This window comes from Xanthomonas sp. LF06-19, assembly GCF_034105425.1.
Lineage (GTDB): Bacteria > Pseudomonadota > Gammaproteobacteria > Xanthomonadales > Xanthomonadaceae > Xanthomonas_A > Xanthomonas_A sontii.
On the sequence record NZ_JAXGGH010000002.1, the window covers coordinates 469,682 to 495,173 of the forward strand.

Genomic DNA, 25,492 nt, shown 5'->3' on the forward strand with positions numbered 1-25,492 from the left:
GCGGCGTGAGGGCGGCCCTGAAATGAATACCGCCCCAGGGCAGCGGTGCACGGGCGGTTAGCCCCTCTCCCACCGGGAGAGGGGTTGGGGTGAGGGTACGACGCGAAGCGACGCACTGATCTGGGTCCACGAGGCTGCGCACGTACCCTCATCCGCCCCTACGGGGCACCTTCTCCCGGAGGGAGAAGGGAACAGCCAGGAGCCCCTCTCCCACTGGGAGAGGGGTTGGGGTGAGGGTACGGCGCGCAGCGACGCGCTGACCTGGTTCACGCCGCTGCGCACGTACCCTCATCCGCCCCTGCGGGGCACCTTCTCCCGGCGGGAGAAGGGAACAGCCAGGAGCCCCTCTCCCACCGGGAGAGGGGTTGGGGTGAGGGTACGGTACGCAGCGACACGCCGACCTGATCCACTAAGCAGCCATCCGCCCGCACCATTCCCACACCGCATGCAGACACTCGGCGCATACTCTGCGCATGTCCTGCCCGTGGAGAACACCGCAATGAAAGCCCTGATCCTGGTCCCGCTGTTGCTGCTGGCGGGCTGCGCCTCCACCGGCCTCGGCCCGGACGGCGCGCCGATGGACGTGCGCGGCGCGGAAACGACCCAGCGCAAGATGGACAACGGCGATACCGTCGACGAGTACCGCGTGGGTGGCCAACTGCGCATGGTCAAGGTGACGCCGGCGCGCGGCCCGGCCTACTACCTGTACGACCGCAACGGCGACGGCCACATGGAAGTGGACGGCAGCAAGGACAATGTGTCGCCCGTGTACTGGAAGCTGTACAGCTGGTGATGGCGCGCCCGGCACGCCGCCCAACGGTGGCGGCGCGCAGGCGTGCTCGCGTCCCCGATCTGCCCAGACGGACGAATGCATGCACGTGCCGGATGCCGGCCCCCTGTCGCGGCGTCGCCTCCCGGCGCAGCCGCGTGACAGGCCGAAGCGTATCGGCAAAGCGATAGGTCGCTGCCGCCAGCGGCCGGATGCCGGCCTCGAACGTGTTCCGCACCGCGCCGACCCCGGCGCGGGCCGATCAGCGCCTCAGCGGATCACCAGCACCGGCACCTGGCTGTTGGCGAGCACTTCCGCGGTCTGGCTGCCGAGCAGGACCCGGCTCATGCCGCGGCGGCCGTGCGAGGTCATCACGATCAGATCGCTGTTGCAGGCCACGGCCATGTCGATGATGCCCTCGGCGGCGTAGCGGTCGAGCACGTGGCGACCGTGCGCGGTCACTCCGGTGGCCGCGGCGGCGGCCAGCGCCGGCGCCAGGATCTTCTGCGCGCCGGCTTCGCGGTCCTGGCGGTATTCGGGGCTGGCCTCGTAGCCCACGCTCCAGCCCATCGCGTCGTACATGCCCATTGCCCACGGCTCGGACACGGTGACGATATCCACGTCCGCGCCAAGCTCGGCGGCCAGCGCCAGCCCCTGCTGCAGACCCTTGGCGGACAACTCGGAACCATCGATGGCGATCAGGATGCGCTGGTACATGGGATGCTCCGGTGACGCCGCACACGGCGGCCTGGACAGCATTGCACACCCATTGCGCGGCGCCTGCCTTGACCCGGATCAAATTCAGTCGCTGTGCGGCTTCAGCAGGCGTGCTGGATTGCCGGCCACGCGCGCGCCGGCCGGCACGTCGCGGGTGACCACGCTGCCGGCGCCGACCACCGCGTCGTCGCCGATGGTCACACCGGGCAGTACGATCGCGCCGCCGCCGATCCAGACGTTGCGCCCGATCGTCACCGGCCGCCCCAACTCCAACCCCTCGGCGCGCTGCGCAGCATCGCGCGGATGATCGGCGGCATAGAGTTGCACCGCCGGCCCGATCTGGGTGCCGGCGCCGATGTGCACCGGTGCCACGTCCAGGATCACGCAGTTGAAGTTGAGGAACACGTCCTCGCCGAGATGGATGTTGTAGCCGTAGTCGCAATGGAACGGCGGCCGCACCACCGCGCCGCGTCCCACCGAACCCAGTCCTTCGACCAGCAGCGCGTGCCGCCGCGCCGGTGGCTCGGCCAGCGCCGCGTTGTAGCGCTGCATCCAGGCACTGGCCGCGTCCTGCTCGGCCCGAAGCTGTGCGTCGTTGGGGCGATACGGTTCGGCGGCCAGCATCTTCTCTTTCTCGCTTCGCATCCTTGCCCTCCCAGGCAGTGGTCGAACGCGAATGATCGCATCGCGCTGCGTCACGGCGCGTGTCCCTGGCGGTGACGCGCAAGCCGCAGCCACGGCGACGTCGTGACCAACAGACCACGTCGCATTCACCGTCCAGCAACGCCTACGCGTCCGATCATCGAACGCCCATGCCGGCACATTCCAGCCCGCGTGGACTCTCTCCCAGACAAAGGCGGTGCGCGATGTCCGAACGTGTGGAAGCAGGCCAGATGGTGTTCGTGGCCGATGGCGAGGTCGGTGTGGGGGCGGTGCGCGAGGTGCGCGACGGCGGCGCCACGTTCGTCGTCAATATCGAGAACGGCGGCGATTTCGTGGTGCCGGCGAGCGCGGTGCGCGACGTGCATTTCGGCAAGGTGATGCTGGCGGTCGAGCACCTGCCGGCGCCGCTGCGCGAGGCGTTGCGGCATCCGCATGATGCGGAGTTGCCAACCTCGACCTATGCCGCCAGCGATCCGGGCGACGGCGCATTGAAGGACTGAGGCGGCACACTTTCCGGCTGCAACGCCGCAGCTGCGATGCAGCCGTAGTCCAAGGGGTTGCGCGCTTGGCGGCCGTCCACAGCGGGACAGCGCTGGACGACCGCCGCTGCCGCCAGCCGCCGGAGGGACATCGCTGTCGCGCGGCCGTCCCGCGGTCACAGCCCGGGACCCGTGGCCCCCGGATGAACGGCATTGCCCGACACCTTCGTGACCGGGCTGGGCAAGTGCGACGACGACGGCGACAGGTGCTAACGTTCCGCGCTTCGCATCCCATCCCGCTCCCGGAGCCGCGCATGTCCGCCACCGCTTTTCCCGTCTCCCGTCGCGCCCGTCGGGCGCTGGTCCTCGGCATCGGCCTGGCGCTCACCGGCGCCGCGCAGGCACAGGTGGTGCGCACACCGGACGTGCCGGTGCCGCAGGACACGCCCTACCCCGGCACCCTGACCCTGCAGGTGGACGCCGGCGATGTGCGCCAGGGTATCTACCGGGTGCACGAGACCATCCCGGTCAGCGCCGGGCGGCTGACCCTGCAGTATCCGCAGTGGATTCCCGGCGACCATTCGCCGAGCGGGCCGGTGGCGATGCTGGCCGGCCTCACCCTCACCGCCAACGGCAAGCCGCTGCCGTGGCGCCGCGACACCTTCGACGTGTACAGCTTCCACGTCGACGTGCCGCAGGGCGTGAGCGCGATCGACGCCAGCTTCCAGTACCTGTCGCCGCGCGACGACGGCTTCGAGATGACCGACAAGATGCTGCAGCTGGAGTGGAACAAGGTGGCGCTGTACCCGGCCGGCCACGACACCCGCGGCATCACCGTGGCGCCGAGCGTGACCCTGCCGGCCGGCTGGGAGTTCGGCACCGCGCTGGAGACCGCCAGCCGCAACGGCGCCACCACCACCTTCAAGCCGGTGGACTTCACCACCCTGGTCGACTCGCCGATCTATGCCGGGCGCTACTTCAAGCGCGTGGACCTGACCCCGGCCGGCGGCGCGCCGGTGCACCTGGACGTGGTCGCCGACGCACCGCGGTTCCTGGACATCAGCGCCGAGCAGCTGCAGGCGCACCGCAATCTGCCGGTGCAGGCGATCAAGCTGTTCGGCTCGCATCACTATGCGCATTACGACTTCCTGTTCTCGCTGTCGGACGTGCTGGGCGGCAACGGCCTGGAGCATCACCAGTCCAGCGAGAACGGGCTGGCTGCCGACTACTTCAGCGCCTGGGACGAGAACGCGCCGGACCGCGACCTGCTGGCGCACGAGTACACGCACTCCTGGAACGGCAAGTTCCGGCGCCCGGCCGACCTGTGGACGCCGACCTTCAACGTGCCGATGGGCGACTCGCTGCTGTGGGTCTACGAGGGCCAGACCCAGTACTGGGGCTATGTGCTGACCGCGCGCGCCGGGATGTGGACGCCGCAGCAGTTCCGCGACGCGCTGGCGATGACCGCCGCCAACTACGACCGCAACCGCGCCGGCTTCCGCTGGCGCTCGCTGGAGGACACCACCAACGACCCCACCGCCGCGCACCGGTCCCCGCTGCCCTACCGCAGCTGGCAGATGAGCGAGGACTACTACAGCGGCGGGCAGATGGTGTGGCTGGCGGTGGATGCCAAGCTGCGCGCGATGAGCGGCGGGCGCAAGTCGCTGGACGACGTGGCCAAGGCGTTCTTCGGCGTCGACGACGGCAGTTTCGCGGTCAAGACCTACACCTTCGACGACGTCGTCGCCGCGCTCGACGGTGTGGTCCACTACGACTGGGCCGACTACATCAACCGGCGCGTGTACCAGGTGGATCCGCCGCTGCTGGAAGGCCTGCAGGCCAGCGGCTGGAAGCTGGTGTACACCGACCAGCCCAGCGCGTTCGAGAAGCAGTACGACGGCCGCCACCAATCGGCGCGGCACCGCTACAACTTCGCCTGGTCGATCGGCCTGGTGATGAACGACGACGCCAGCATCAACGACGTGCTGTGGGATGGCCCGGCGTTCAAGGCCGGGGTCAGCAGCGGCGCCACGGTGCTGGCGGTCAACGGCCAGGACTATTCGCGCGACACGCTCAAGCAGGCGATCGCCGACGCCAAGGGCGGCAGCGCGCCGATCGTGCTGACGCTCAAGTATCAGGGCGGCGTGCGCGACGTGCCGGTGAACTACCACGACGGCCTGCAGTATCCGCACCTGGTGCGGGTCGAGGGCACGCCGGACTACCTGAGCAAGATCATCGCCGCACGGCACTGAGCCGACACCGCCGCCGCTGCCAGCAACGCAGCGGCGGCACGTGCGCGACGCGGCACCGTCACGCGCCGCACGCGGACGCCGACGACAATGGCAGGCGTGGTTTCCGTCCTGTCCCGGCATGCCTGCGATCGAGTTGCTGACCATCAATGCGCACATGGGCTTCAGCGTGCTGAAGCAGCGCTTCATGCTGCCGGAACTGCGTGCGGCGATCCGCGCCCTGCCCGCGGACCTGGTGTTCCTGCAGGAGGTGCTGGGCGAGCATCAGCTGCACGCCGGCCGCCACGCCGACTGGCCGGCGCAGAGCCAGTACGAATTCCTCGCCGATACGCTGTGGCCGCAGTTCGCCTATGGCCGCAATGCGGTGTATCCGCATGGGCATCACGGCAACGCGCTGCTGTCGCGCTTCCCGATCGCCTCCTTCGTCAACCGCGACGTCTCCATCGCCGGCCACGAGCATCGCGGGCTGTTGCATGCGGTGCTGGAGATCCCTGGGCTTGCGGTGGCGGTGCATGCGATCTGCGTGCATCTGGGCCTGCGCGAGGCGCACCGGCGCCGGCAGATCGGCCTGCTCGGTGCGCTGATCGCCGAACTGCCGTCACAGTCGCCGCTGATCGTCGCCGGCGACTTCAACGACTGGCGCCAGCGCGGGCATCCGCTGCTGCAGCGGCATGGCCTGACCGAGGCCTTCGTGCACCTGCACGGACGCGTGGCGCGCAGCTTCCCGGCGCGCTGGCCGCTGTTGCCGCTGGACCGCATCTATGTGCGCAACGTGCGCATCGAGGCCGCAAGGGTGTTGACCGGCCGGCCGTGGTCGCACCTGTCCGACCACGCCCCGCTGCACGCCAGGATCGTGCTGTGAACCGGACCGCGAACCGCGACACGCGCTGGCGCCAGGGCCACCGCCTGGAGTTGCTGGAGAACGGCGATGCGTACTTCCGGTGCGCCTTCGCCGCGATCGACGCGGCCCGGCACGAGGTGCTGCTGGAGACCTTCATCTGGTTCGAGGACAAGGTCGGCCTGGCGCTGAAGGATCACTTGGTCGCCGCTGCGCGCCGCGGCGTGCGCGTGCACCTGCTGGTGGATGCGTTCGGCTCGCCGGATCTCTCGCCCGGCTTCGTGCGCGAACTGACCGAGGCCGGCGCCGAGCTGCGCCTGTACGACCAGCAGCCGACCCTGCTCGGCGTGCGTTTGAACGTGTTCCGGCGCATGCACCGCAAGCTGCTGGTGGTGGACGGGCGGATCGGCATGATCGGCGGCATCAACTGGTCGGCCGATCACCTGGCCGATTTCGGCCCGGAGGCGAAACAGGACTACGCGGTGGAGGTACAAGGCCCGGTGGTGGCGGACATGGTCGCGTTCGTGCGCCGGACCCTGGCCACCCACGGTACCGGTGCGGGTTGGGTGCCGCAGGAGAACGTCGATATGCCGCCCGCCGGCGCGGCCGAGGTGTGCTTCCTGCCACGCGACAACGCCGGCCGTTCACGCAGCATCGAGCGCGCCTACCGGCAGGCATTCCGCAACGCGCGGCACCAGATCGTGCTCGCCAACGCCTACTTCTTCCCCGGCTACGGCTTCCTGCGCGACCTGTGCGCCGCTGCGCGCCGCGGGGTGGCGGTGAAGCTGATCTTCCAGGGCCAGCCGGACACGCCGCTGGCGCTGTTCGCCGCACGCGCGCTGTACCGGCATCTGGTCGATGCCGGCGTGCAGATCTTCGAATACTGCGAGCGCCCGTTCCACGGCAAGGTCGCGGTGATCGACGGCCACTGGAGCACGGTGGGATCGAGCAACCTGGATCCGCTGAGCCTGGCGCTGAACCTGGAAGCCAACCTGATGATCCGAAATGCCGCCTTCGCGCGCGACCTGCACGGGCGCCTGCAGCGACTGATGCAACGGCACTGCCGCGAAGTCGTGCCGGCGCAGGTGCCACACGGACGCTTCTGGCAACCGCTGCTGCGGCCGCTGCTGTTCCATGTGCTGCGCAACGTGCCGCAGTGGGCCAGCCGCCTGCCCAAGCGCACGCCGCGCACCGCGGTGCTGCGGCGCAAGCGGCACGCGCCATGAACCATCCGCGCACGCGTTGGCGCATGCTGCGCCGCTTCGCCTATCTGGCCTTCCTGGTCCTGGTGGCGGTATTGCTGGTGCGCGCGGCGCGCACCGTGGACTGGGCGCAGGTCGGCACCACCCTGGCGGGCTACGGTGCCGGCGCCCTGGCCGCCGCCGCAGGCCTGAGCCTGGCCAGCTACGTGCTGTATGCCGGCTACGATCTGGCCGCGCGACGTTACGCGGCGCATGCGGTGCCGACGCCGCGGGTCATGGCGATCGCGGACATCGCCTACGCCTTCAGCCTGAATGTCGGTGCGCTGATCGGCGGCACTGCGATCCGCTACCGGCTGTACGGACGCGCCGGGCTGGGCCTGGCGACGATCAGCCGCGTGGTCGGCTTCGCCATCGCCACCAACTGGATGGGCTATCTGCTGCTGACCGGCGTGCTGCTGGTCAGCGGGCGCCTGCGCACGCCTGCGCAGTGGCCGCTGAGCGGCGCGGTGCTGCCATGGGTCGGCGCCGCCATGCTGGGCTTGGTGGTGGCCTACCTGATCGCCTGCCAGCGCGCGCACGGCCGCACGCTGCAGGTGCGCGGCCACGTCCTGCACCTGCCGCCATTGCCGCTGGCGCTGCTGCAACTCGGCCTGGGCACCGGCAACTGGGCGCTGATGGGCGCCCTGCTGTACGTGCTGATGCCGGCCGGCGTGGCCTATACCGCGGCGCTCGGCGCACTGCTGGCGGCGGCCGTGGCCACCGCCATCGCCCACGTGCCGGCCGGCATCGGCGTGCTCGAAGCGGTGGTGCTGCCGCTGCTGGGATCGCATGCACCGCAAGCGGAACTGCTGGCGGCGCTGCTGGCTTATCGCGCCTTCTACTACCTCGGCCCGCTGCTGCTGGCCTGTGCCGGCTATGCGCTGCTGGAAGCGCGGTGGCGGCGCGGCGCGGGCTGAGCGAGGCCGTGTGCGCGACGGACCCAGCCTCCTGACCACCGACCTGTTGCGCTGCGCCTGCGGTGCCAGCGTCGCAGCGCACGCGTCCTGGAGCAGGACGGTCATGCCGCCGCACGGATGCGCTCTTCGGCACCCCGGCACGGTCGACCGAGCGAACGCGCGCAGCGCACACCATTGGCTGTCCTCATCGCCGCACACACCATTCCCGGGAGGTCGCATGAAACTGCTGTTCGCCGTCGCGCTCGCGGCGCTGCTGTCGCCGTGTCTGTCCGCATCCGCCGCACCCGTTGCGCCCTCGCCCCTGCTCGGCAACTGGGCCGTGGACGTGGCGCGCCTGGATCGGGCACCCCAGGACCGGCCCAAGGCCGTCACCCTGCGCTTCAGCGAGCTGGGCAAGGGCAAGTGGGCGGTCAAGGTCGACATCGCCGAACAGGGCGGCGGCACCATGCATGCCGAAGGCGTCGCCGCGCTCGATGGCCGCGCCACGCCGGTGAAGAACAACTTCGAGGCCGATGTCTTCGCCCTGCGGATGCCCGCGCCCAACGTGCTGGTGATGATGCTGTCCAAGGACAGGAGCGTGGCCTCGACCCGCATCTACACCGTCGCCGCCGACGGACGCTCGATGACCGAGACGGTCTACGCGTTCGCGCCGGACGGCACGCCGACGATGCGCACCAACTACTTCACCCGCGTCGCGGCGTCTGCCACGCCGTCGTCGCGCTGACGCACGCGCCGGGCGCGGCATGTCAGACCGGTGCTGGCCTACGCAGCTCTCCAGCGAGGTGCAGGCCAGGAACCCAACCAGCTCGGTCATCGCCTGTCGTCCTGGCGCGGCCGCGGTCGCTGACGTAGGGACCATGAAGCATGACCATGGATGCTCCCTGCTTAGATGCCCGTCCTGCCCGGCCAGTCGCGCCAGCCCGCCGCGAGCGGCAGACCGCGTTACAGGAACCGGTTCACTTGCGCCAGGCCGATCTGCGATGGCCGCCGGAATGCGTTCTGCACCTTGTCGATCTGCGAACCAGGTACGCCTTGCGCCTCGAAGTGGCCTTTCCACTCGCGCACCACGCCCGCCACCTCATCGATCACCGCTGCCGCGGCCGCGGTGGTGAGGGCAAACCTCGCGCAGTGCGTGAGCGCGTTGTCGAGCGTGGACAGGCGCCCCTGTGCGCCGATCCCCAGGTGCAGGAAGCGCTCGCTGCCGCCGCTCGGCCTGGGAACCACGTCGTAGAGCGGACTCAGGCGCCAGCCCCCGACGTCGCCACGGTGCACAAGCGCGTGGTTGCGGAGATGGTCGTCGTCGTTGCAGACCAGAATGTTGAACACCATGCGCCGGAACAGTTCGTGGCGATCGGCAGTCACCTGTCCCGCCGCACCCAGCCGGCCCAGCGCGTCGGCGATGTCCGCATAGGCCATCTTCGGCGAATCCATTTCATGCACGCCCAGCGCCGTCAGCGCACTGACCATATGCCATTTGCGATAGCCCTCGGCCTCGGTGCCGCGATCGAAGCGCGCGATCATCATCACCGTCCCGCGACCTGGCACATCGATCAGCCGGGTGTCGGGAACATCCATCTTGGCAAGACGGGCCAGTTCCAGCGTGGCGTGCTCGATCAAGGGAATGTCGAACGGATCGCGCCGGGTCGGGAACTTGGCCAACCACTGCCGCCCCTGATCGACCAGCACCGCTTTGGGCCGCATGCCGCCGAGCGTGGGCGCCTCGCCCAGCAGCTCGAGCAAGTGTTGCGGAACGGACTCGCCCTCTTCGATTCGCTCGGCGGCATCGAGCAGGTGATCCAGATGCATCGGCCGCAGCAGACCGCTGTCGTGCGGCGCGTCTTCGGGACGGCGACGGAAATCGAGGGCACCGCTGCGGTTGGGACTGGAATTGTCGATCAGCACCCGGTCGTTGAGTTGGCCTTCCTGGATGCGCAGCGTGTTGGCAAGCACGCGCCGGCCCCAGGCATCGGGAAGGGCATCGCGGATGGCGCCGAACAGGGCGAGATCGCCCGGCGGCGCGACCTCGATACCGGGCGCTACTTCGTCCAGGCGCAGGCTGCGGGGATCGACGTCGATGGCGCCGGGGCGGCGGGAATAGCGCATGCCATAGGCAAACCGGCTACCGACTGATGCGGCGTGCGTTTCCACCAGCGTCAGCAGCCCTGCGGGCACGTCCTGATCGGCTCCCTCAAGGCGGATCATGACGTAACGTTCGTGGACAGGCATCGTCAGAAATCCAGTTTCTTGCGCAGATCGCGCTTGCGCACCCGGCGTCCATGCGCCGCATCCATGGCCTGCGCCACCGGATCGTGCAATGCCTGCAATGTGCCAAGCAGGCCCAGCACTTCCATGACGCTGACCCACGCCCAGATGGCGACGCCGGGATTGCCCGATTCGATCTTGAGGACGGTCAGACGGCTGACCCGGGCACGCTCGGCCAGTTCCTCCTGGGTCATCGTCCGGGCTCTACGGCCGCGACGAATGACGTCTCCCAGCGACGTGATGGCCGAGCTCGCCAATGGCGACAACCTGTCGTAAGCAGCCATGTCTTCAATCCGATATGCAAACAGCGTTTATGCAATTAATCGGATACATCATACCGCGGCAGACATCGGCCGCAAATCGAAAAATAGTCTTCAATTATGAATCTTATACAGCTTTAAGTCTTCTATTGAAGACATTTAGAACGTCGAGCATGTCGCCATCCCGCCGCGTCCGCAGACGGGACCGAAGAGCGCACCTACAACAGGGTCAGATTGGCGTACGCCATCACCAGCCACTTGGCGCCGGCCTCGTCGAACTGCACCTGTACGCGGGCGTGGGCGCCGCTGCCTTCGTAGTCGATGACCACGCCGCCGCCGAACTTGGGGTGCTGCACGTTGGCGCCGAGCTTGATCGCCGGGGCCTCGATCACGCTGTGCCCGAGGCTGCGCGGCGCACCCAGCGACGCGCTGCGCGACACCTGCACCTTCGGCCGCACTTCGTGCAGCAGTTCGCGCGGGATCTCGCGCAGGAAGCGCGAGGGCACGTTGTAGTTGTCCTGGCCGTGGATGCGCCGCGACTCGGCATAGCTCAGCACCAGCTTGTGGCGGGCGCGGGTGATGCCGACATAGGCCAGGCGCCGCTCTTCCTCCAGGCGCCCGCTCTCTTCCAGCGAACGCGCGCTGGGGAACAGGCCGTCTTCCATGCCGGCCAGGAACACGATCGGGAATTCCAGGCCCTTGGCCGAGTGCAGGGTCATCAGCTGCACGCCTTCCTCGCCGGCCTGGGCCTGGCCTTCGCCGGCCTCCAGCGAGGCGTAGGCCAGGAACGCGACCAGCTCAGTCATCGCCTGGCGGCCTTCGTCGGCGTCCTCGTCGCCGTCGGCGCGGACGAAGCGCGAGGCCACCGAGACCAGTTCGTCGAGGTTGTCGGTACGCGATTCCGAATCCAGCCCGCCGCGGCTTTCCTTGCCCCAGTGCTCGCGCAGGGTGGAGCGCGCCAGCACCTGGTCGATCTGTTCGGGCAGCGGCAGCCCGGCCACGTCCAGGGCCAGTTGCTCGATCAGGCCGAGGAACTGGCCCAGCGCGTTGCGCGCGCGTGCGGCCAGGTCGCCGCCCTGCTGCGCGGCCTGTTGCGCCGCCGCCCACAGCGACAGCGACTGCGCGCGCGCCAGGCGCCGCACCTCGTCGAGGGTGCGGTCGCCGATGCCGCGCGGCGGGGTGTTGACCGCGCGCTCGAACGCCGCATCGTCGGCGCGGTTGGCGACCAGGCGCAGGTAGGCCAGGGTGTCCTTGATTTCGGCGCGCTCGAAGAAGCGCATGCCGCCGTAGACGCGGTACGGCACCTGCTCGGCGATCAGCGCCTCTTCGAAGGCGCGCGACTGCGCGTTGCTGCGGTAGAGCACCGCCGCCTCGCTGTAGCTGCCGCCGTCGCGCACCCACTGGCGCACGCGCTCGACCACGTAGCGCGCCTCGTCCACCTCGTTGTAGGCGGCGTACAGGTCGATCGGCTCGCCATCGCCCGAATCGGTCCACAACTGCTTGCCGATGCGGTCGGGGTTGTGCGCGATCACCGCGTTGGCGGCGTTGAGGATGTTGGCGCTGGAGCGGTAGTTCTGCTCCAGGCGGATGGTCTGCGCGCTGGGGAAATCGGTGAGGAAGCGCTGCACGTTCTCGACCTTGGCGCCGCGCCAGCCATAGATCGCCTGGTCGTCGTCGCCGACCACGAACACGTGGCCGCTGTCGCCGGCGAGCACGCGCACGAACGCGTACTGGATGGCGTTGGTGTCCTGGAATTCGTCGACCAGGATCTCGCCGAAGCGGGCGCGGTAGTGCGCCAGCAGCGCCGGGGTGTCGCGCAACAATTCGTGTGCGCGCAGCAGCAGTTCGGCGAAGTCGACCAGGCCGGCGCGGTCGCAGCGCTCCTGGTACAGCGCGTAGGCGTTGCGCAGGGTGGTGACCCACTCATCGCGCGGTTCCGGCTGGATGTGCTGGGCGCGGCGGCCCTCGTCCTTCTGCTGGTTGATCCACCACACGATCTGCTTGGGCGGGTACTTGCCCTCGTCCAGCTCCAGCTGCTGCACCACGCGCTTGACCAGCCGCAGCTGGTCGTCGGCGTCGAGCACCTGGAAGCTCTCCGGCAGCTTCGCGTCCTGCCAGTGCAGGCGCAGCAGGCGGTGCGCCAGGCCGTGGAAGGTGCCGATCCACATGCCGCGGCTGCCGTTGCGCAGCTGCAGGTCGGCGCGGTGGCGCATCTCGCCCGCGGCCTTGTTGGTGAAAGTGACCGCCAGGATCCCGTGCACCGGCACGCCATGCACCTGGTGCAACCAGGCGATGCGATGGGTGAGCACGCGCGTCTTGCCGGAGCCGGCGCCGGCCAGGACCAGATAATGGCCGGGCGCGGCGGAAACGGCCTCGCGCTGGGCGGGGTTCAGATCGTCGAGCAAATGAGAGACATCCACCCGCGCATTTTAGCCGGTGCGGCGGCGCAGCGGCTGCGACAGCGCGCGTCGCCCGGCACACGACGTGGCGTCAATCGGTGCGGAACAGCCGTTCGGCGAGAAAATCCACGAACACGCGCAGCTTCGGCGACAGTTGCCGACGCGACGGCCACACCACGAAGAACGCGCCGCCGTCGGCCATGTGCGCGTCCAGCACCGGCTGCAGGCGGCCGTCGGCCAACGCGTCCTGCGCCAGGAACGCCGGCATGCAGGCGATGCCCAGGCCGGCGATCGCCGCGGCGCGCACCGCTTCCATGTTGTTGCAGGTGAGCACCGCCGGTGGCAGCGGCGCCGGTTCGGCCAGCGGCCAGTCCTGCGGCTTGCCGGTATCGGGAACGCGGAACAGCACGCCATCGTGCGCGGCCAGCTCCGCCGGGGTCTGCGGCACGCCGCGGCGGCGCAGGTAGTCCGGCGCCGCGCACAGGCAGAAGCGGAACGGCCCCAGGCGCCGCGCCAGCAGCCGCGAGTCGGCCTGCACGCCGCTGCGGATCACCGCATCCAGGCCGTGTTCGAGCAGATCGACCACGCGGTCGTCGAACTCCAGGTCCAGCGCCACGTCCGGATAGCGCTGGCGGAACTCCGGCAGCAGCGGCACCAGGAAGCGGTAGCCGATGGTCGGCAGGCCGACCCGCAGCCGCCCGCGCGGCGCCTGCCGGGTCTGCGCCAGCGCGTCCTCGGCCTCGCGCAGGTCGGCCAGCACGCGCTGGCAATGCTCCAGGAACAACGCGCCCTCGGCGGTCAGCGCGATGCGGCGGGTGGTCCGCTGCAGCAGGCGCACGCCGAGCGCGCGCTCCAGCGCGGCCACGCTCTTGCCCACCGCCGAGGCCGAGAGGCCGAGCACGCGGCCGGCGCCGACGAAGCTGCGCTGTTCGGCGGCCCGGACGAAGGCGACGATGCCGGTGAGGCGATCCATCTGGCGATATTAGAGCGTTCCATTCCGCAAAGCGCGGAGGATCGCGGCCTTTTTCGCGAATTGCCGCCCCGGTATCTCTAGTGGCCTTCCGACATCCGCCGCCAGAGCCGCTCCGATGACCTCCGCTTCGCCTCCCGATTCCACTCCCCTGCCGCGCCGCGGCGCCACCCTGGCCGCGGTGTGCCTGGCCGCCCTGGCGCTGCCGCTGAACTTCTCCGGCGGTGCCGTCGCCACCCCGGCGATCGGCGCGGCCCTGGGCGGCAACGCGCTGGCCCTGGCCTGGATCACCAACGCCTTCATGCTCAGCTTCGGCAGCCTGCTGCTGGCCGCCGGCGCGCTCGCCGATCGGCATGGGCGGCGCCGGGTGTTCCTCGGCGGCCTGGCGCTGTTCGCCAGCGCCAGCCTGGGCGTGGCTGTGGCCGGCTCGGTCGCGGCGATCGACCTGTGGCGGGCGCTGCAGGGCGTCGGTGCCGCCGCCGCGCTCGCCGCCGGCACCGCGGCGCTGGCCCAGCTGTACACCGGCGCGGCGCGCACGCGCGCGTTCAGCCTGCTTGGCACCACCTTCGGCACCGGCCTGGCGTTCGGCCCGCTGGCCGCGGGCGCGCTGAGCGAACGGCTGGGCTGGCGCGCGATCTTCTTCGGCGTAGCCGCGATCGCGGCGCTGGCGTGGGCCCTGGCCGCGCGCTGGCTGCCGGCCTCGCGCGATCCGGCCGCCGGCCCGCCGGATCGCGCCGGCGCGCTGTGTTTCAGCGCGGCGCTGGCGCTGTTCACCGCCGGCCTGATCCAGGGGCCGCACAGCGGCTGGGGCAGCGCCGCGACGCTGGCCCTGCTCGGTGCCGCCGCACTGCTGCTGCTCGGCTTCGTGTGGATCGAACGGCGCCGCCGCCATCCGCTGCTGGACCTGAGCCTGTTCCGCTACCGGCGCTTCGTCGGCGTGCAGCTGCTGCCGGTCGCCACCTGCACCGGCTACGTGGTGCTGCTGGTGCTGCTGCCGCTGCGCATGATCGGCGTGGATGGCACGCCGGCGGCCAGTGCCGGCCTGACGCTGCTGGCGTTGTCGGCACCGATGCTGCTGGTGCCGAGCCTGGCCGCGGTGCTGGCGCAGCGCATCGTCCCGGCCTGGCTGTCGGCAGCCGGGTTGGCGGCGGCCGCGGCCGGCCTGTGCTGGCTCGGCGCGCGGCCCCCGGCGCAGGCGCTGCCGGCATTGTTGTTGATCGGTGCCGGTACCGCCCTGCCCTGGGGCCTGATGGATGCACTGTCGGTGAGCGTGGTGCCGATCGAACGCGCCGGCATGGCCGCCGGCCTGTTCGGCACGCTGCGCGTGGCCGGCGAAGGCATCGCCCTGGCCAGCGTGGCGGCCCTGCTCGCGGCCTTGGTGCAGGTGCGGCTGGCCGCGGTCGCGCCGCTGCTGCCGCACGCGGCCCTGGCGGACACCGCGCAGCGGCTGGTCGCCGGCGATCTGTCCGCCTCCATGGCCGAGGGCGCGCTGTCCGCGACGCAACTACGGCTGGCCTACGCGGCGGCCTTCGGCACGCTCACCCGGGTGCTGGCGGCGATCACCGCGCTGGCGGCGATCGCGATCTGCCTGTTGCTCGGGCGCACGCCGCAAGACGCGGTGGATGAAAACCGCTGATGCCTGCGGGGAAGTCTCGTGCAGGAGCGGCTTCAGCCGCGATGGGCGTGACCGGCGAAGGCCTGTCGCGGCTGAAGCCGCTTCTACGCGGTCACACCTCGGTCCGCTGTGGCAATGAGCGCGATGGGAGGCCTTCGGATGTCACCAACGCGCCGACATACATCGTAGCGAGGCCTGTTCCGCGGTGTTCATTGCGCAGCGACGCGGGCCGACACGTCCAGCGCCAGCAGCGCCTGCGCGGTCTGCTGCGCCTGCACCCGCAGCTCGGGGATCGCCAGGCTTTCCCACAGGCTGCCGATGCGCAGACTGCCGAGCACGCGGATGCGCGGCGTGGCGTGGCCATCGGCGTCGAGCAGCGCACCATCGGCGGCGCTGCCCACGCCGATGCCGTGCGGCCCCGGCTGCGCATGGCCGCAGCCGAGTAATTGGTGCAGCAGCGGATTGCGCATGGTCTGGGCGCGCAGTTCTACGCCGGTGGCGTTGATCACGCAGTGCGCGTCGAGCTGCAGCGGCGCACCGTCGGCGCCCATGCCGTTGACCTGCACGCAGGCGCCGACCGGGAACACCGTGTCCAGCCGCGCGCGGTGCAGGCGCAACTGACCGACCCGGCGCATCGCCTGCAGTTGCACGAAGACCGGCGCGGCGATGCGATGCCGGTGCACGTCCCAGTAGCGCACCACGTGGCGCAGGAAGCGGCGCTGCTCGGTCACCGACAGCGATTGCCACAGCGCCTGGCTCAACGGGCGTATCCGGTCCATCACGCTCTGCCAGGGCCGGCCCTGCGCCTGTGCCGCGGCGGCGTGGCGACGCAGCGCGCGCACGCGCTGGCGCAGCGGCATCGCCAGCAACGCCTGCGCATCGAAATCGGCCGGCGCGCCATGCGCGGCGTGCGGCAGCGGCAGCAAGGCGTGCCGCGAGACCACGTGCACCGGGCCGCGGTGCGCATTGGCCAGCAGGGTCAGCACGCTGTCGGCCATGCTCAGCCCTGAGCCGACGATGCACACCGTGGCCTCGCGCGGAACCGCCTGCAGCTGCGCATAATCCCAGGCCTCGATCCGCGACGGCGCGTCGAGACTGGGGGCGCCGCGCGCCGGCAGCGGACGCAGGCTGTTGCCCAGCGCCAGCACGGTGGCGCCGGCGTGCAGCTGTCCACCGTCGTCTAATTGCAGAATCTGACCGCCGGTCGGCTGCGGATGCAGCGCCAGCACCCGCGCCTGGCGCCATTGCAGGCGCGCCGGCCCGGCGGTCTGCGCCTGCCACAGGCGTGCGCGCAGATAGGCGGCGTAATGGCGACGCTGCACATAGGCCTCGGCCAGCGCGGCGCGCGACAGCTGCGGATACAACGCCTGCTGCTGCAGCCAGTCGAGGAAGTCGTCGGGCGCCTCGGCGAAGGCGCTCATGCGCCCGGCCGTCACGTTCAACAGGTGTTCGGCGCAGGGCGTCGCATAGGCCACGCCCTGCGCCAGCGCCGGCTGCGATTCGATCAATTGCACGCGCAGCGCGGTACCGGCCTGGCGCAGCAACTGCAGCGCGACCAGCACGCCGGCCGCGCCGCCGCCGACGATGGCGATGTCGCAGTCGTCGTCGGCCGGTTCGCTGGGCACAAGCTCATTCATGCCGCGATTGTAAGGGAAGCCCCCACCGGCCCGGCCCGCGGCTGAGAACCGTGGTGCATGTGCCGGCACCGATCGCGCATGAGCGCGTCATGCGCCTGTCATCGGCATGCGTCACATCAGCGCATCGGCCAGGCGCGCGATGCCTTCGCGGCTGCGCCGCCAGGCCGGCCGCTTGCGCCAGTCCTGCAGCGTCAGCATCCGCGCGTCGGCCAGGTAGTCGGCCTCCACCGCACGCAGCCGCTGCACCACCGCGGCGCTGTAGCACAGCATGCCGACCTCGGCGTTCAATGCGAACGAGCGGATGTCCAGGTTGATCGAGCCGACCAGGGCGATGCCCTCGTCCACGCTCAGGTGCTTGGCGTGCAGGAAGCACGGCCGGTACAGCGCGATCTTGACCCCGCTGCGCAGCAGTTCGTCGTAATACGCCTCCTGCGCCCAGGCGGTGAGCCGCTGGTTGTTGCTCTCGGACAGGATCAACTGCACGTCCACCCCGGACAGCGCGGCGATGCGCAGCGCGCTGAGCGTGGCCTCGTCCGGCACGAAGTACGGCGTGACCATGACGATGCGCCGCCGCGCCAGATGGATCAGCGCGTTGACCGTGTCGCGGGCGTTCTCGAACGGGTACGCCGGCCCGCTGGGCAACAGCTGCGCGGCGACGCCGCCGCCGTGGATGGAGGCGGGCGCGACCACGCTCAGGCGCTGCCCGGTCTCGATGAACCAGTCGCTGGCGAACACCGCTTCCAGGTGCGCCACCACCGGCCCTTGCACCCGCGCCACCAGCTCGCGGTTGGGATGGCCGGGGACGAACTGCGGTTCGGCCAGGTTCTGCGAGCCGATGTAGCCGACGCGGTTGTCGATCACCGCGATCTTGCGGTGGTTGCGCAGGTCCATGCGGCCGCTGCGGCGCCAGCGTAGCCCGCCCGGCAGCAACGCCTGCACCTCGACCCCGGCCGCATGCAGGCGCTTGCGGTAGCGGCGCAGGCCGCGGCGGCCACCGCGCGCATCCAGCAACAGCCGGCACTGCACGCCGCGCGCGGCGGCGCGCAGCAGCGCCGCGCTCACCGCGTCGCCGACCGCGTCGTCGAACATCAGGTAATACAGCAGGTGCACACGCTCGACCGCCGCGTCGATGTCGTCGATCAGCGCCTGCAGCGAGGGCGCGTAGCGGTCGAGCAGCTCGACGCTGTTGCCGTGGGTCGGCATGAAGTCGCCCTGGCGCTCGACCAGCGGCACCACTTCGGCGACCACGGTATCGGCCGGCGGCGCCCAGCGCAGCGCGGTCAGCGGCACCTGCTGCTCGCGGATCACCTGCGAGGCCAGCGCCTGGCGGCGGACGCGCTCGCGCGACAGCCACGGGTGGCCGAGCAACAGGTACAGCGGCAGCCCCAGCAACGGCACGAAGCCCACCAGCAACAGCCAGCTGCGCGCCGCGCCCGGCGTGGTGCGGGTGGGGATCCACAACAGCGCCACCAGCCGGATCAGCCAGTCCAGCGCCAGCAGCCAAGTGCCTTCCAACCAGACCGGCAGCATCGCGATCCTCGCAACCCAGGTCGCCCGATTCTGCGGACTGCGCCGGCAAACGCAACCATGGCCGCAGCGGCGGTGCGCTTTTTCCTTGTTCCAGACGCACGAAACCCGCCTTGCGGCGGGTTCCGTGTGCAACGTGAGCAGCGATCCGAGGATCAGCCGATCACTTGATCTTGCCTTCCTTGTACAGGACGTGCTTGCGCACGACCGGATCGTACTTGAGGAATTCCATCTTCCCCGGGGTGTTCTTCTTGTTCTTGTCCGTGGTGTAGAAGTGGCCGGTACCGGCCGAGGAAATCATACGGACCTTATCGCGCTTGCCTGCCATGATGCTCTACTCCTCAGACCTTTTCGCCGCGCGCACGCAGCTCAGCCAGAACGGTGTCGATGCCGTTCTTGTCGATGGTGCGCAGCGCGTGCGCGGAAACCTTCAGCTTGACCCAGCGGTTCTCGCTGGCGACCCAGAAGCGACGCTCGTGCAGGTTGGGCAGGAAACGACGGCGGGTCTTGTTGTTGGCGTGGGAGACGTTGTTACCCGTCTGCACACGCTTGCCGGACACTTGGCATACGCGGGACATTGCGCACCTCGATAGTAGTTTGGTCGCCCATAGCCTGGGAGACGGCGGCCCCGGCAGCCCTGCGGCCACCACGCGACGTGGGAAATCAAGCGGTTACGCTGGGAAAGGCCGGCCGGAGATCGCGCATCCGGCCGCCGGCCCCGACCTCGTCGGGCACAGCGAGCCGCGCATTATGCAGGCGATCAAGGGCTTGTGCAAGTTGTCCACAGGACCAGGCGCCGCGCGCAGGTCCGGGCGGATGGACCAGGCGGGCGTTGCTATTGTATCCGGCGCAAGCCGCTTGCTAGCCTCGTCCAGACCATGCGCCGCCTGTTCCGTCCACTGCGTACCTCCCTGCTGATGCTGCTGCTGGCGGCGTTCGTGGTCGTGCCGGTGGCCGATGCGCTGGCCTGCGCGCTGGAGCCGGAATCGGCCGACGCGGTGCACGCGCCCGCCGCGGCGCATGCCGATGGCGAGGACAGCGACGGCAAGCATGCCGGCGCCTGCAGCCACAACCATTGCCACCACTCGAATCTGAGCCTGCCGGCGAGCGCCCTCGCCGTGTTCGGCGCGCCGCGACCGGCGCGCTGGATGCAGGCCGTCGACGCCTCCCCTGCAGGCGTCGTCCAGGACGGATTGAAGCGCCCACCCAGAGCGTGAGTTGAGCGTGTCCCGCGATCGCGGGTTTCCGTTTCCCTCACCTCTGGAATTTCCTCATGTCGACTCCGACACGTCGGCCGCCGCGCGCGGCCGGGCGGGTCGTCGCCGTGCTGCTGGGCCTGGCCCCGGCCGCGCTGGCGATGGCGCAGACCGCCCCTTCGTACGACACCTTGCTGCAACGTCTCGATCAACTGCCCGGCAGCCGCGTCGGCGCGGCGCTGACCGAGGCCGCCGATGCGCGCGCCGAACAGGCGCGGGCGTTGCCCAACCCGTCGCTGTCCTGGTCCACCGAAAACGCCTGGGGCAGCGGCACTTATGCGGGCACCGACCGGGCCGAAACCTCGCTGACCCTGTCGCAACCGCTGGAACTGTGGGGCCAACGCGGCGCGCGCATCCGCGCGGCCCGCGCCGACGCCGCCGCTGCGGCCCTGCGCGGCACGCAGAGCCGCAGCGAGGCCGCCGGCGAGGTGGCCTCGGCCTACGCGCTGGCCGAAAGCGCACTGCGCCGCTACGCGCTGGCCGAGGAAGCGCTGGGCCTGATCCGCGACGATGCGGCCGCCGTCGAGGCGATGGTCGCGCAGGGCCGCGAGCCGCGACTGCGCGCGGTGCAGGCGCGCAGCGAAGTGGCCGATGCCACCGCGGCGCTGGACGAAGCGCAGGCGTTCCGCGACGCGGCGCTGGCGCGCCTGGCGGCGATCGCCCTGCTGGAGACGCCGGCGCAGTCCCTCGATGGCAGCCTGCTCGACCGCACGCCGCCATCGCCGCGCGCGACCGAGGCAGCAGCGCTGCCAGTGCGCATCGCCGCTGCGGAAGCAGAGGCCGCCGATCGCCAGGTCGAGGTGGAGCGCAAGCGTGCCCTGCCCGAGCTGAGTCTGACCGCCGCGCAGACGCGGTTCCGCGAAGACCGCGCCCACGCCTACACGCTCGGCGTCAGCCTCAGCCTGCCGCTGTTCGATCGCAACCGCGGCGGCATCCGTGCCGCCAGCGCCGAACGGCGCGCGGCGGAGGCACGACTGGAGCGACAACGTCGCACCAGCGCCGCCGACCGCGTGTCCGCGCTCGCCACGCTGAAGGCCGCCGGCAGCCGCACACGCGCCGCCGACGACGGCGTGGCGGCGGCGCAGGAGGCCTACCGCCTGGCCCGCATCGGCGTCGACGCCGGTCGCATCACGCAACTGGAACTGCGCAGCACCCGCGCTGCGCTCATCGCCGCGCGCGGCATTGCCGTGGACGCGCGCCTGGCGCGCGTCGCGGCGGAAATCGAACTGGCCCGCCTGGAAGGGCGCGCGCCGTTCATGGAGGCCCAATGAACCTGTCCCGTCCGATCTCCCTTGCCGCCAGCCTGCTGCTGGCACTCCTGCTGGCCGCTTGCGCCGGCGACAGGCAGGCCGCCCTGGCGGCCGATGACGCGCACGACCGTGGCGCCGAGGGCAAGGACACAGCCCACGCACCGGTGGCCAAGACCGATGCCACTGCCCACGCGGATACCGAAACCGGCGACGTGGTGCGGCTGACGCCGCAACAGATCGCCGCCTCCGGCCTGGATGTGGTCGCGGTCGGCCGCGGCGGCGGCGCCTCGGTGCGCCTGGCCGGGCGGGTCGAACCGGCGGTGGGCGCGCGCGCCTCGGTCGCCTCGACGGTGACCGGCCGGGTCGAGCGCGTGCTGGTCGCGCCAGGCGACGTGGTGCAGGCGCAGCAGCCGCTGGCCATCGTGGTCAGCGGCGAGGCCGCGGTGTTCCGCGCCAATGCGCTGGCGGCCGCGGCCGAGGCCAAGGCGGCCGGCCTGGCGCATGCCCGCGACCGCGCCCTGGTCGAACAGGGCGTGGTCGCCCGCCAGGAGCTGGAAACCTCGCATGCGCGGGCGCTGGCGGCGCGGGCCCAGGCCGCCGCCGCGCAGGCGCAGGCCGCGGCCAGCGGGGCCCCCGATGCCAGCGGCCGTGTGCGCATCGTCAGCCCGGTGGCCGGCACCGTCGGCAGCGTGCAGGTCACGCCCGGCAGCGTGGTCGCGGCCGGCAGCGTGGTGGCCGAGGTCGCCGATCCGGCGATGAACGAGCTGGTGTTCAGCGCGCCGCCGGCGCTGGCGGCGCAGGTCGCGCCCGGCATGGCGCTGGAGGTGCGCGGGACGGGTGGCAGCTTCGCCGCCCGGGTCACGGCGGCGGCGGCCGACCTGCGCCAGCAGGGTGGCGCCGCGGTGATCCGCGCGATGCCGGTCGCTGCGCCCCTGCCGGCGGCCGGCTCGCCGGTCTCGGCGGTGCTGGTCACCGACGGCCAGGACAGCGCGCTCAGCGTCCCCGCCGATGCGGTGCAGACCGTCGAGGGCCGCAACGCGGTGTTCGTGGCGGTCGCGGGCGGCTTCAAGGCGCAGCCGGTGCTGGTCGGGCGGCGCGCCGGCGACCGCATCGAGATCCTCGGCGGACTGCGCGGCGACGAACGCATCGTCGGCGCCAACGCCTTCCTGCTCAAGGCCGAGCTGGCCAAGGGCGACGCCGACCACGGCCACTGAGGAGGCGACCATGTTCAAACTGATCATCGACACCGCCGTGCGCCATCGCTGGCTGGTGGTGGCGCTGGCCGCGCTGCTCGCCGCCGTGGGCCTGTTCCAGTTGGGCAGGCTGCCGATCGACGCGGTACCGGACATCACCAACCGCCAGGTGCAGCTCAACACGGTGGCGCCGGCCCTGACCCCGGAGCAGATCGAGCGGCAGGTGACCTACCCGCTGGAAACCGCGCTGGCCGGCATCCCCGGCCTGACCGCCACCCGCTCGCTGTCGCGTAACGGCTTTTCGCAGGTCACCGCGATCTTCACCGATGCGACCGACGTCTACTTCGCCCGCCAGCAGGTGGCCGAGCGCATGCGCGAGGCGGCCGAGGCGTTGCCCGACGGCGTGACGCCGCGGCTGTCGCCGGTGACCACCGGCCTGGGCGAGGTGCTGATGTGGACGGTGGACTTCACCGCGTTCGACCCGTCCCGGCTGGCACGACCGGGCGCGGCGGGCTGGCAGGCCGGCGCGGTCTACCGCACGCCGGAGGGCGAACTGCTGCGCACACCGCAGGAGCGCGCCACCTATCTGCGCACCGTGCAGGACTGGATCATCGCGCCGCAGATGCGCGCCAGCCCGGGCCTGGCCGGCGTCGATACGGTCGGCGGCTACGTCAAGGAATACGGCGTGCATCCGGACACTGCCAGGCTGGCCGCGCACGGCCTGGGCCTGGCCGACCTGGTCACCGCCCTGCAGCGCGCCAACGTGCAGGCCGGCGCCGGCTTCGTGCAGCGTGCCGGCGAAGGCCTGGTGGTGCGCGCAGACGGCCTGGCGCTGAGCGCCGACGATCTCGCGCAGGCGCCGGTGGCCATCCGCAACGGCATCGTGGTGCGCGTGGCCGACGTGGCCGAGGTCGCCTCCGGTCGCGCCCCGCGCCTGGGCGCGGCCAGCCGCAACGGCCACGAGGCGGTGCTGGGGACCGCGCTGATGCTCGCCGGCGGCAACAGCCGCACCGTGGCGCAGGCCGCGGCCGCGCGGCTGGCGCAGGTGAACGCGTCGCTGCCGCCTGACATCGTGGCGGCGCCGGTGCTGGACCGCAGCGTGCTGGTCAACGCGACCATCAGGACCGTGGCCAGGAACCTCACCGAGGGCGCGCTGCTGGTGGTGGTGATCCTGTTCCTGTTGCTGGGCAACCTGCGTGCGGCCGCGATCACCGCGCTGGTGATTCCCTTGTCGTTCCTGTTCGCGGTGATCGGCATGCACCGCTTCGGCATCAGCGGCAACCTGATGAGCCTGGGTGCGCTGGACTTCGGCATCCTGGTGGACGGGGCGGTGATCGTGATCGAAGCGACCCTGCTGTTGCTCGGCCAGCGCCGCGCCGCGCTGGGCCGTGCGTTGACCACCGCCGAGCGCCTGGGCGTGGCCGCCGAGGCGGCGCGCAAGATGGCGCGGCCGGCCGCCTTCGGTCAGTTGATCATCCTGCTGGTGTTCGCGCCGATCCTCACCCTGGAAGGCGTGGAGGGCAAGACGTTCCAGCCGATGGCGGCCACCTTCATGCTGGCCCTGGTCGGCGCGTTCCTGTTTTCCTTCACCTTCGTGCCGGCGATGGCCGCGCTGCTGGTGCGCGAGCCGACGCTGCAGGACGAGGCGGCGCATGCAACCGACGACGCGCACGAAACGCGGCTGCTCCGCGCACTGCGCACGCGCATCGCGCCGGTGATCCGCGCGGCCGTCGCGCATCCGCGCACGGTCGCCGGCGGTGCGGTGGCGATGCTGCTGGCGGGGGTCGGCGCGTTCGCGATGCTGGGCCGCGAATTCATGCCGACGCTGGACGAAGGCAATGTGGCGATGCAGGCCCTGCGCGTGCCATCCACCTCGCTGGAACAGTCGCTGGCGATGCAGCTGGCGCTTGAAAAGGCCATCGCCACGCAGCCGGAAGTGGCGACGGTGTTCTCGCGGACCGGCACCGCCGAGGCGGCGATCGACCCGATGCCGACCAACATCTCCGACAGCGTGATCGTGCTCAAGCCGCGCAAGGACTGGCCCGATCCGGCGCTGGACAAGGAGCGGCTGGTGGCCCGCCTGGAGGCGCTGGCGGGGCAGCAACTCGGCAACAGCTTCGAGTTCAGCCAGCCGATCGAACTACGCTTCAACGAACTGATCTCGGGCGTGCGCACCGACCTGGCGGTGATGATCTTCGGCGACGACTTCGGCCAGTTGCAGAAGGTGGCCGAGCAGATCGCATCGACGCTGCGCGCGGTGGAGGGCGCGGCCGACGTGCGGGTGGAGCAGATCTCCGGCCTGCCCACGCTCGACGTGACCATCGACCACATGGCGGCGGCGCAGGTCGGGCTGAGCGCGGCCGACGTGAGCGACGCGCTGGCCACCGGCATCGGCGGCCGCGCCGCCGGCAAGATCTTCGAGGGCGACCGCCGCTTCGACGTGGTGGTGCGGATGGACGATGCCGCGCGCAACGACCCGGATCAGTTGGCCGCGCTGCCGATCGCCACGCCGACCGGACAGGTGATTGCGCTGTCGTCGGTGGCGCGCATCGCCGTCAGCGAAGGGCCGAACCAGATCAGCCGCGACAACGGCAGCCGCCGCGTGGTGGTGCAGGCCAACGTGCGCGGCCGCGACCTGGGCGGCTTCGTCGGCGCGGCGCAGGCCGCGGTGGCCGACGTGCCGTTGCCGCCGGGTGCCTACCTGACCTGGGGCGGCCAGTTCGAGAACCTGCAGCGGGCCGAGCGGCGGCTGGCGACCGTGGTACCGGTGGTGTTCCTGCTGATCGGTGGCCTGCTGTTCATGGCCCTGCGCAGCGTCAAGGAAGCGGTGCTGGTGTTCAGTTGCGTGCCGCTGGCGCTGGTCGGCGGCCTGCTGGCCCTGCTGCTGCGCGGCATGCCGTTCTCGGTGTCGGCCGCGGTGGGCTTCATCGCCGTCTCCGGCGTGGCCACCTTGAATGGCCTGGTGCTGATGCAGGCGATCCGCGAGCGCCTGGAGGCCGGCGACCTGCCGCTGCAGGCGGCGATCGACGGCGCGGGCAGCCGCATCCGCGCGGTGTTGACCACCGCGCTGGTCGCGATCGTCGGCTTCATTCCGATGGCGATCGCCAGCGGCTCCGGTGCGGAGGTGCAGAAACCGCTGGCGACGGTGGTGATCGGCGGGCTGATCACCGCCACCGCCCTGACCCTGCTGGTGCTGCCGACCTTCGCCGCACGCGTGGCCGGGCCACGCCACGCCAGCTGATCCGCCGCA

At 70.9% G+C, this 25,492-nt stretch carries 22 protein-coding genes; 12 read left to right on the forward strand and 10 right to left on the reverse strand.

Annotated features, from left to right (window positions below):
• The first annotated feature begins 499 nt into the window (after positions 1-499).
• Positions 500-793 carry a DUF2782 domain-containing protein gene (locus SLW55_RS06075; RefSeq protein ID WP_017910345.1) on the forward strand — a complete coding sequence of 98 codons (294 nt, stop codon included), beginning with the start codon at positions 500-502 and terminating at the stop codon, positions 791-793.
• A 246-nt stretch (positions 794-1,039) separates the two neighbouring features.
• Here SLW55_RS06075 and SLW55_RS06080 read toward each other — a convergent pair whose 3' ends face one another.
• Both SLW55_RS06080 and SLW55_RS06085 read right to left on the reverse strand, forming a co-directional pair.
• Positions 1,040-1,486, reverse strand: a complete 447-nt coding sequence (locus SLW55_RS06080) for a universal stress protein (protein ID WP_148828883.1) — start codon at positions 1,484-1,486, stop codon at positions 1,040-1,042.
• Between the two features lie 84 nt (positions 1,487-1,570).
• Positions 1,571-2,131, reverse strand: coding sequence for a sugar O-acetyltransferase (locus tag SLW55_RS06085; RefSeq protein WP_267093122.1), 561 nt, complete (start codon positions 2,129-2,131; stop codon positions 1,571-1,573).
• A gap of 248 nt (positions 2,132-2,379) precedes the next feature.
• Between SLW55_RS06085 and SLW55_RS06090 the strand changes: the two genes are divergently transcribed.
• The 6 genes from SLW55_RS06090 to SLW55_RS06115 all read left to right on the forward strand — a co-directional run bounded on the left by SLW55_RS06090 (position 2,380) and on the right by SLW55_RS06115 (position 8,597).
• Positions 2,380-2,649, forward strand: a complete 270-nt coding sequence (locus SLW55_RS06090; protein ID WP_295967481.1) for a hypothetical protein — start codon at positions 2,380-2,382, stop codon at positions 2,647-2,649.
• A 293-nt stretch (positions 2,650-2,942) separates the two neighbouring features.
• Positions 2,943-4,880, forward strand: a complete 1,938-nt coding sequence (locus SLW55_RS06095) for a peptidase M61 (protein WP_320744822.1) — start codon at positions 2,943-2,945, stop codon at positions 4,878-4,880.
• Between the two features lie 118 nt (positions 4,881-4,998).
• A complete protein-coding gene (locus tag SLW55_RS06100) occupies positions 4,999-5,739 on the forward strand; it encodes an endonuclease/exonuclease/phosphatase family protein (RefSeq protein WP_295932031.1) in 741 nt (246 codons plus the stop codon).
• The gene (gene clsB, locus SLW55_RS06105; protein WP_152236933.1) at positions 5,736-6,941 is read left to right on the forward strand and encodes a cardiolipin synthase ClsB; all 1,206 of its coding nucleotides are present in this window, start codon (positions 5,736-5,738) and stop codon (positions 6,939-6,941) included. Before SLW55_RS06100 ends, clsB begins: the two co-directional genes overlap by 4 nt.
• On the forward strand, positions 6,938-7,873 hold the full coding sequence (locus SLW55_RS06110) for a UPF0104 family protein (RefSeq protein ID WP_320744823.1): 936 nt from the start codon (positions 6,938-6,940) through the stop codon (positions 7,871-7,873). The genes clsB and SLW55_RS06110 overlap by 4 nt, the downstream gene beginning before the upstream one ends.
• Positions 7,874-8,090: 217 nt before the next feature.
• Positions 8,091-8,597, forward strand: a complete 507-nt coding sequence (locus SLW55_RS06115; RefSeq protein ID WP_320744824.1) for a hypothetical protein — start codon at positions 8,091-8,093, stop codon at positions 8,595-8,597.
• A 218-nt stretch (positions 8,598-8,815) separates the two neighbouring features.
• On the opposite strand, the gene SLW55_RS06120 is transcribed toward SLW55_RS06115, so the two are convergent.
• From SLW55_RS06120 to SLW55_RS06135, 4 genes are all read right to left on the reverse strand, one after another.
• Entirely contained in the window at positions 8,816-10,099 is a 1,284-nt protein-coding gene (locus SLW55_RS06120) for a HipA domain-containing protein (RefSeq protein WP_320744825.1), read from the reverse strand.
• 2 nt (positions 10,100-10,101) lie between these two features.
• Positions 10,102-10,419 carry a helix-turn-helix transcriptional regulator gene (locus SLW55_RS06125; RefSeq protein ID WP_223875660.1) on the reverse strand — a complete coding sequence of 106 codons (318 nt, stop codon included), beginning with the start codon at positions 10,417-10,419 and terminating at the stop codon, positions 10,102-10,104.
• Positions 10,420-10,613: 194 nt separating this feature from the next.
• Positions 10,614-12,815, reverse strand: a complete 2,202-nt coding sequence (uvrD, locus tag SLW55_RS06130) for a DNA helicase II (RefSeq protein ID WP_026144641.1) — start codon at positions 12,813-12,815, stop codon at positions 10,614-10,616.
• Positions 12,816-12,885: 70 nt separating this feature from the next.
• Positions 12,886-13,767: a LysR substrate-binding domain-containing protein gene (locus SLW55_RS06135; RefSeq protein WP_267121582.1), complete on the reverse strand. Its 882-nt coding sequence runs from the start codon at positions 13,765-13,767 to the stop codon at positions 12,886-12,888.
• 115 nt (positions 13,768-13,882) lie between these two features.
• Here SLW55_RS06135 and SLW55_RS06140 point away from each other — a divergent pair, with 115 nt between their 5' ends.
• Complete coding sequence (locus SLW55_RS06140; RefSeq protein WP_267121583.1) at positions 13,883-15,400, forward strand: MFS transporter; 1,518 nt, start codon at positions 13,883-13,885, stop codon at positions 15,398-15,400.
• Positions 15,401-15,588: 188 nt separating this feature from the next.
• Here the strand turns inward: SLW55_RS06140 and SLW55_RS06145 are convergent, their stop codons facing one another.
• From SLW55_RS06145 to rpmB, 4 genes are all read right to left on the reverse strand, one after another.
• The gene (locus SLW55_RS06145; RefSeq protein WP_267084003.1) at positions 15,589-17,016 is read right to left on the reverse strand and encodes an FAD/NAD(P)-binding protein; all 1,428 of its coding nucleotides are present in this window, start codon (positions 17,014-17,016) and stop codon (positions 15,589-15,591) included.
• A 111-nt stretch (positions 17,017-17,127) separates the two neighbouring features.
• Positions 17,128-18,546 carry a cardiolipin synthase gene (cls, locus tag SLW55_RS06150; protein ID WP_152239910.1) on the reverse strand — a complete coding sequence of 473 codons (1,419 nt, stop codon included), beginning with the start codon at positions 18,544-18,546 and terminating at the stop codon, positions 17,128-17,130.
• Positions 18,547-18,706: 160 nt separating this feature from the next.
• Positions 18,707-18,874 carry a 50S ribosomal protein L33 gene (gene rpmG, locus SLW55_RS06155; RefSeq protein WP_169411268.1) on the reverse strand — a complete coding sequence of 56 codons (168 nt, stop codon included), beginning with the start codon at positions 18,872-18,874 and terminating at the stop codon, positions 18,707-18,709.
• Between the two features lie 10 nt (positions 18,875-18,884).
• Entirely contained in the window at positions 18,885-19,121 is a 237-nt protein-coding gene (rpmB, locus tag SLW55_RS06160; protein WP_010342733.1) for a 50S ribosomal protein L28, read from the reverse strand.
• A 300-nt stretch (positions 19,122-19,421) separates the two neighbouring features.
• Here rpmB and SLW55_RS06165 point away from each other — a divergent pair, with 300 nt between their 5' ends.
• Genes SLW55_RS06165 through SLW55_RS06180 form a run of 4 tightly spaced genes read left to right on the forward strand, consistent with a single transcriptional unit; the run spans position 19,422 to position 25,483 of the window.
• The gene (locus tag SLW55_RS06165) at positions 19,422-19,760 is read left to right on the forward strand and encodes a hypothetical protein (protein ID WP_017908581.1); all 339 of its coding nucleotides are present in this window, start codon (positions 19,422-19,424) and stop codon (positions 19,758-19,760) included.
• Between the two features lie 56 nt (positions 19,761-19,816).
• Positions 19,817-21,070 (forward strand): TolC family protein, encoded by a 1,254-nt coding sequence (locus SLW55_RS06170; protein WP_267093134.1) that lies wholly within the window; start codon positions 19,817-19,819, stop codon positions 21,068-21,070.
• Positions 21,067-22,263, forward strand: coding sequence for an efflux RND transporter periplasmic adaptor subunit (locus tag SLW55_RS06175; protein WP_267121584.1), 1,197 nt, complete (start codon positions 21,067-21,069; stop codon positions 22,261-22,263). Before SLW55_RS06170 ends, SLW55_RS06175 begins: the two co-directional genes overlap by 4 nt.
• 10 nt (positions 22,264-22,273) lie before the next feature.
• Positions 22,274-25,483 carry a CusA/CzcA family heavy metal efflux RND transporter gene (locus SLW55_RS06180; protein ID WP_267121585.1) on the forward strand — a complete coding sequence of 1,070 codons (3,210 nt, stop codon included), beginning with the start codon at positions 22,274-22,276 and terminating at the stop codon, positions 25,481-25,483.
• The last annotated feature ends 9 nt before the right edge of the window (positions 25,484-25,492 follow it).

Bases quoted from the DNA above. Each gene is read 5' to 3' on its own strand.
- cls (WP_152239910.1), bottom strand. From the start codon at position 18,546: ATGCTGCCGGTCTGGTTGGAAGGCACTTGGCTGCTGGCGCTGGACTGG.
- SLW55_RS06100 (WP_295932031.1), top strand. From the start codon at position 4,999: ATGCCTGCGATCGAGTTGCTGACCATCAATGCGCACATGGGCTTCAGC.
- SLW55_RS06165 (WP_017908581.1), top strand. From the start codon at position 19,422: ATGCGCCGCCTGTTCCGTCCACTGCGTACCTCCCTGCTGATGCTGCTG.
- SLW55_RS06135 (WP_267121582.1), bottom strand. From the start codon at position 13,767: ATGGATCGCCTCACCGGCATCGTCGCCTTCGTCCGGGCCGCCGAACAG.
- SLW55_RS06140 (WP_267121583.1), top strand. From the start codon at position 13,883: ATGACCTCCGCTTCGCCTCCCGATTCCACTCCCCTGCCGCGCCGCGGC.
- SLW55_RS06110 (WP_320744823.1), top strand. From the start codon at position 6,938: ATGAACCATCCGCGCACGCGTTGGCGCATGCTGCGCCGCTTCGCCTAT.
- SLW55_RS06085 (WP_267093122.1), bottom strand. From the start codon at position 2,131: ATGCGAAGCGAGAAAGAGAAGATGCTGGCCGCCGAACCGTATCGCCCC.
- SLW55_RS06080 (WP_148828883.1), bottom strand. From the start codon at position 1,486: ATGTACCAGCGCATCCTGATCGCCATCGATGGTTCCGAGTTGTCCGCC.
- rpmB (WP_010342733.1), bottom strand. From the start codon at position 19,121: ATGTCCCGCGTATGCCAAGTGTCCGGCAAGCGTGTGCAGACGGGTAAC.
- SLW55_RS06095 (WP_320744822.1), top strand. From the start codon at position 2,943: ATGTCCGCCACCGCTTTTCCCGTCTCCCGTCGCGCCCGTCGGGCGCTG.
- SLW55_RS06115 (WP_320744824.1), top strand. From the start codon at position 8,091: ATGAAACTGCTGTTCGCCGTCGCGCTCGCGGCGCTGCTGTCGCCGTGT.
- SLW55_RS06180 (WP_267121585.1), top strand. From the start codon at position 22,274: ATGTTCAAACTGATCATCGACACCGCCGTGCGCCATCGCTGGCTGGTG.
- SLW55_RS06090 (WP_295967481.1), top strand. From the start codon at position 2,380: ATGGTGTTCGTGGCCGATGGCGAGGTCGGTGTGGGGGCGGTGCGCGAG.
- SLW55_RS06120 (WP_320744825.1), bottom strand. From the start codon at position 10,099: ATGCCTGTCCACGAACGTTACGTCATGATCCGCCTTGAGGGAGCCGAT.
- SLW55_RS06175 (WP_267121584.1), top strand. From the start codon at position 21,067: ATGAACCTGTCCCGTCCGATCTCCCTTGCCGCCAGCCTGCTGCTGGCA.
- SLW55_RS06125 (WP_223875660.1), bottom strand. From the start codon at position 10,419: ATGGCTGCTTACGACAGGTTGTCGCCATTGGCGAGCTCGGCCATCACG.
- SLW55_RS06170 (WP_267093134.1), top strand. From the start codon at position 19,817: ATGTCGACTCCGACACGTCGGCCGCCGCGCGCGGCCGGGCGGGTCGTC.
- SLW55_RS06145 (WP_267084003.1), bottom strand. From the start codon at position 17,016: ATGAATGAGCTTGTGCCCAGCGAACCGGCCGACGACGACTGCGACATC.
- SLW55_RS06075 (WP_017910345.1), top strand. From the start codon at position 500: ATGAAAGCCCTGATCCTGGTCCCGCTGTTGCTGCTGGCGGGCTGCGCC.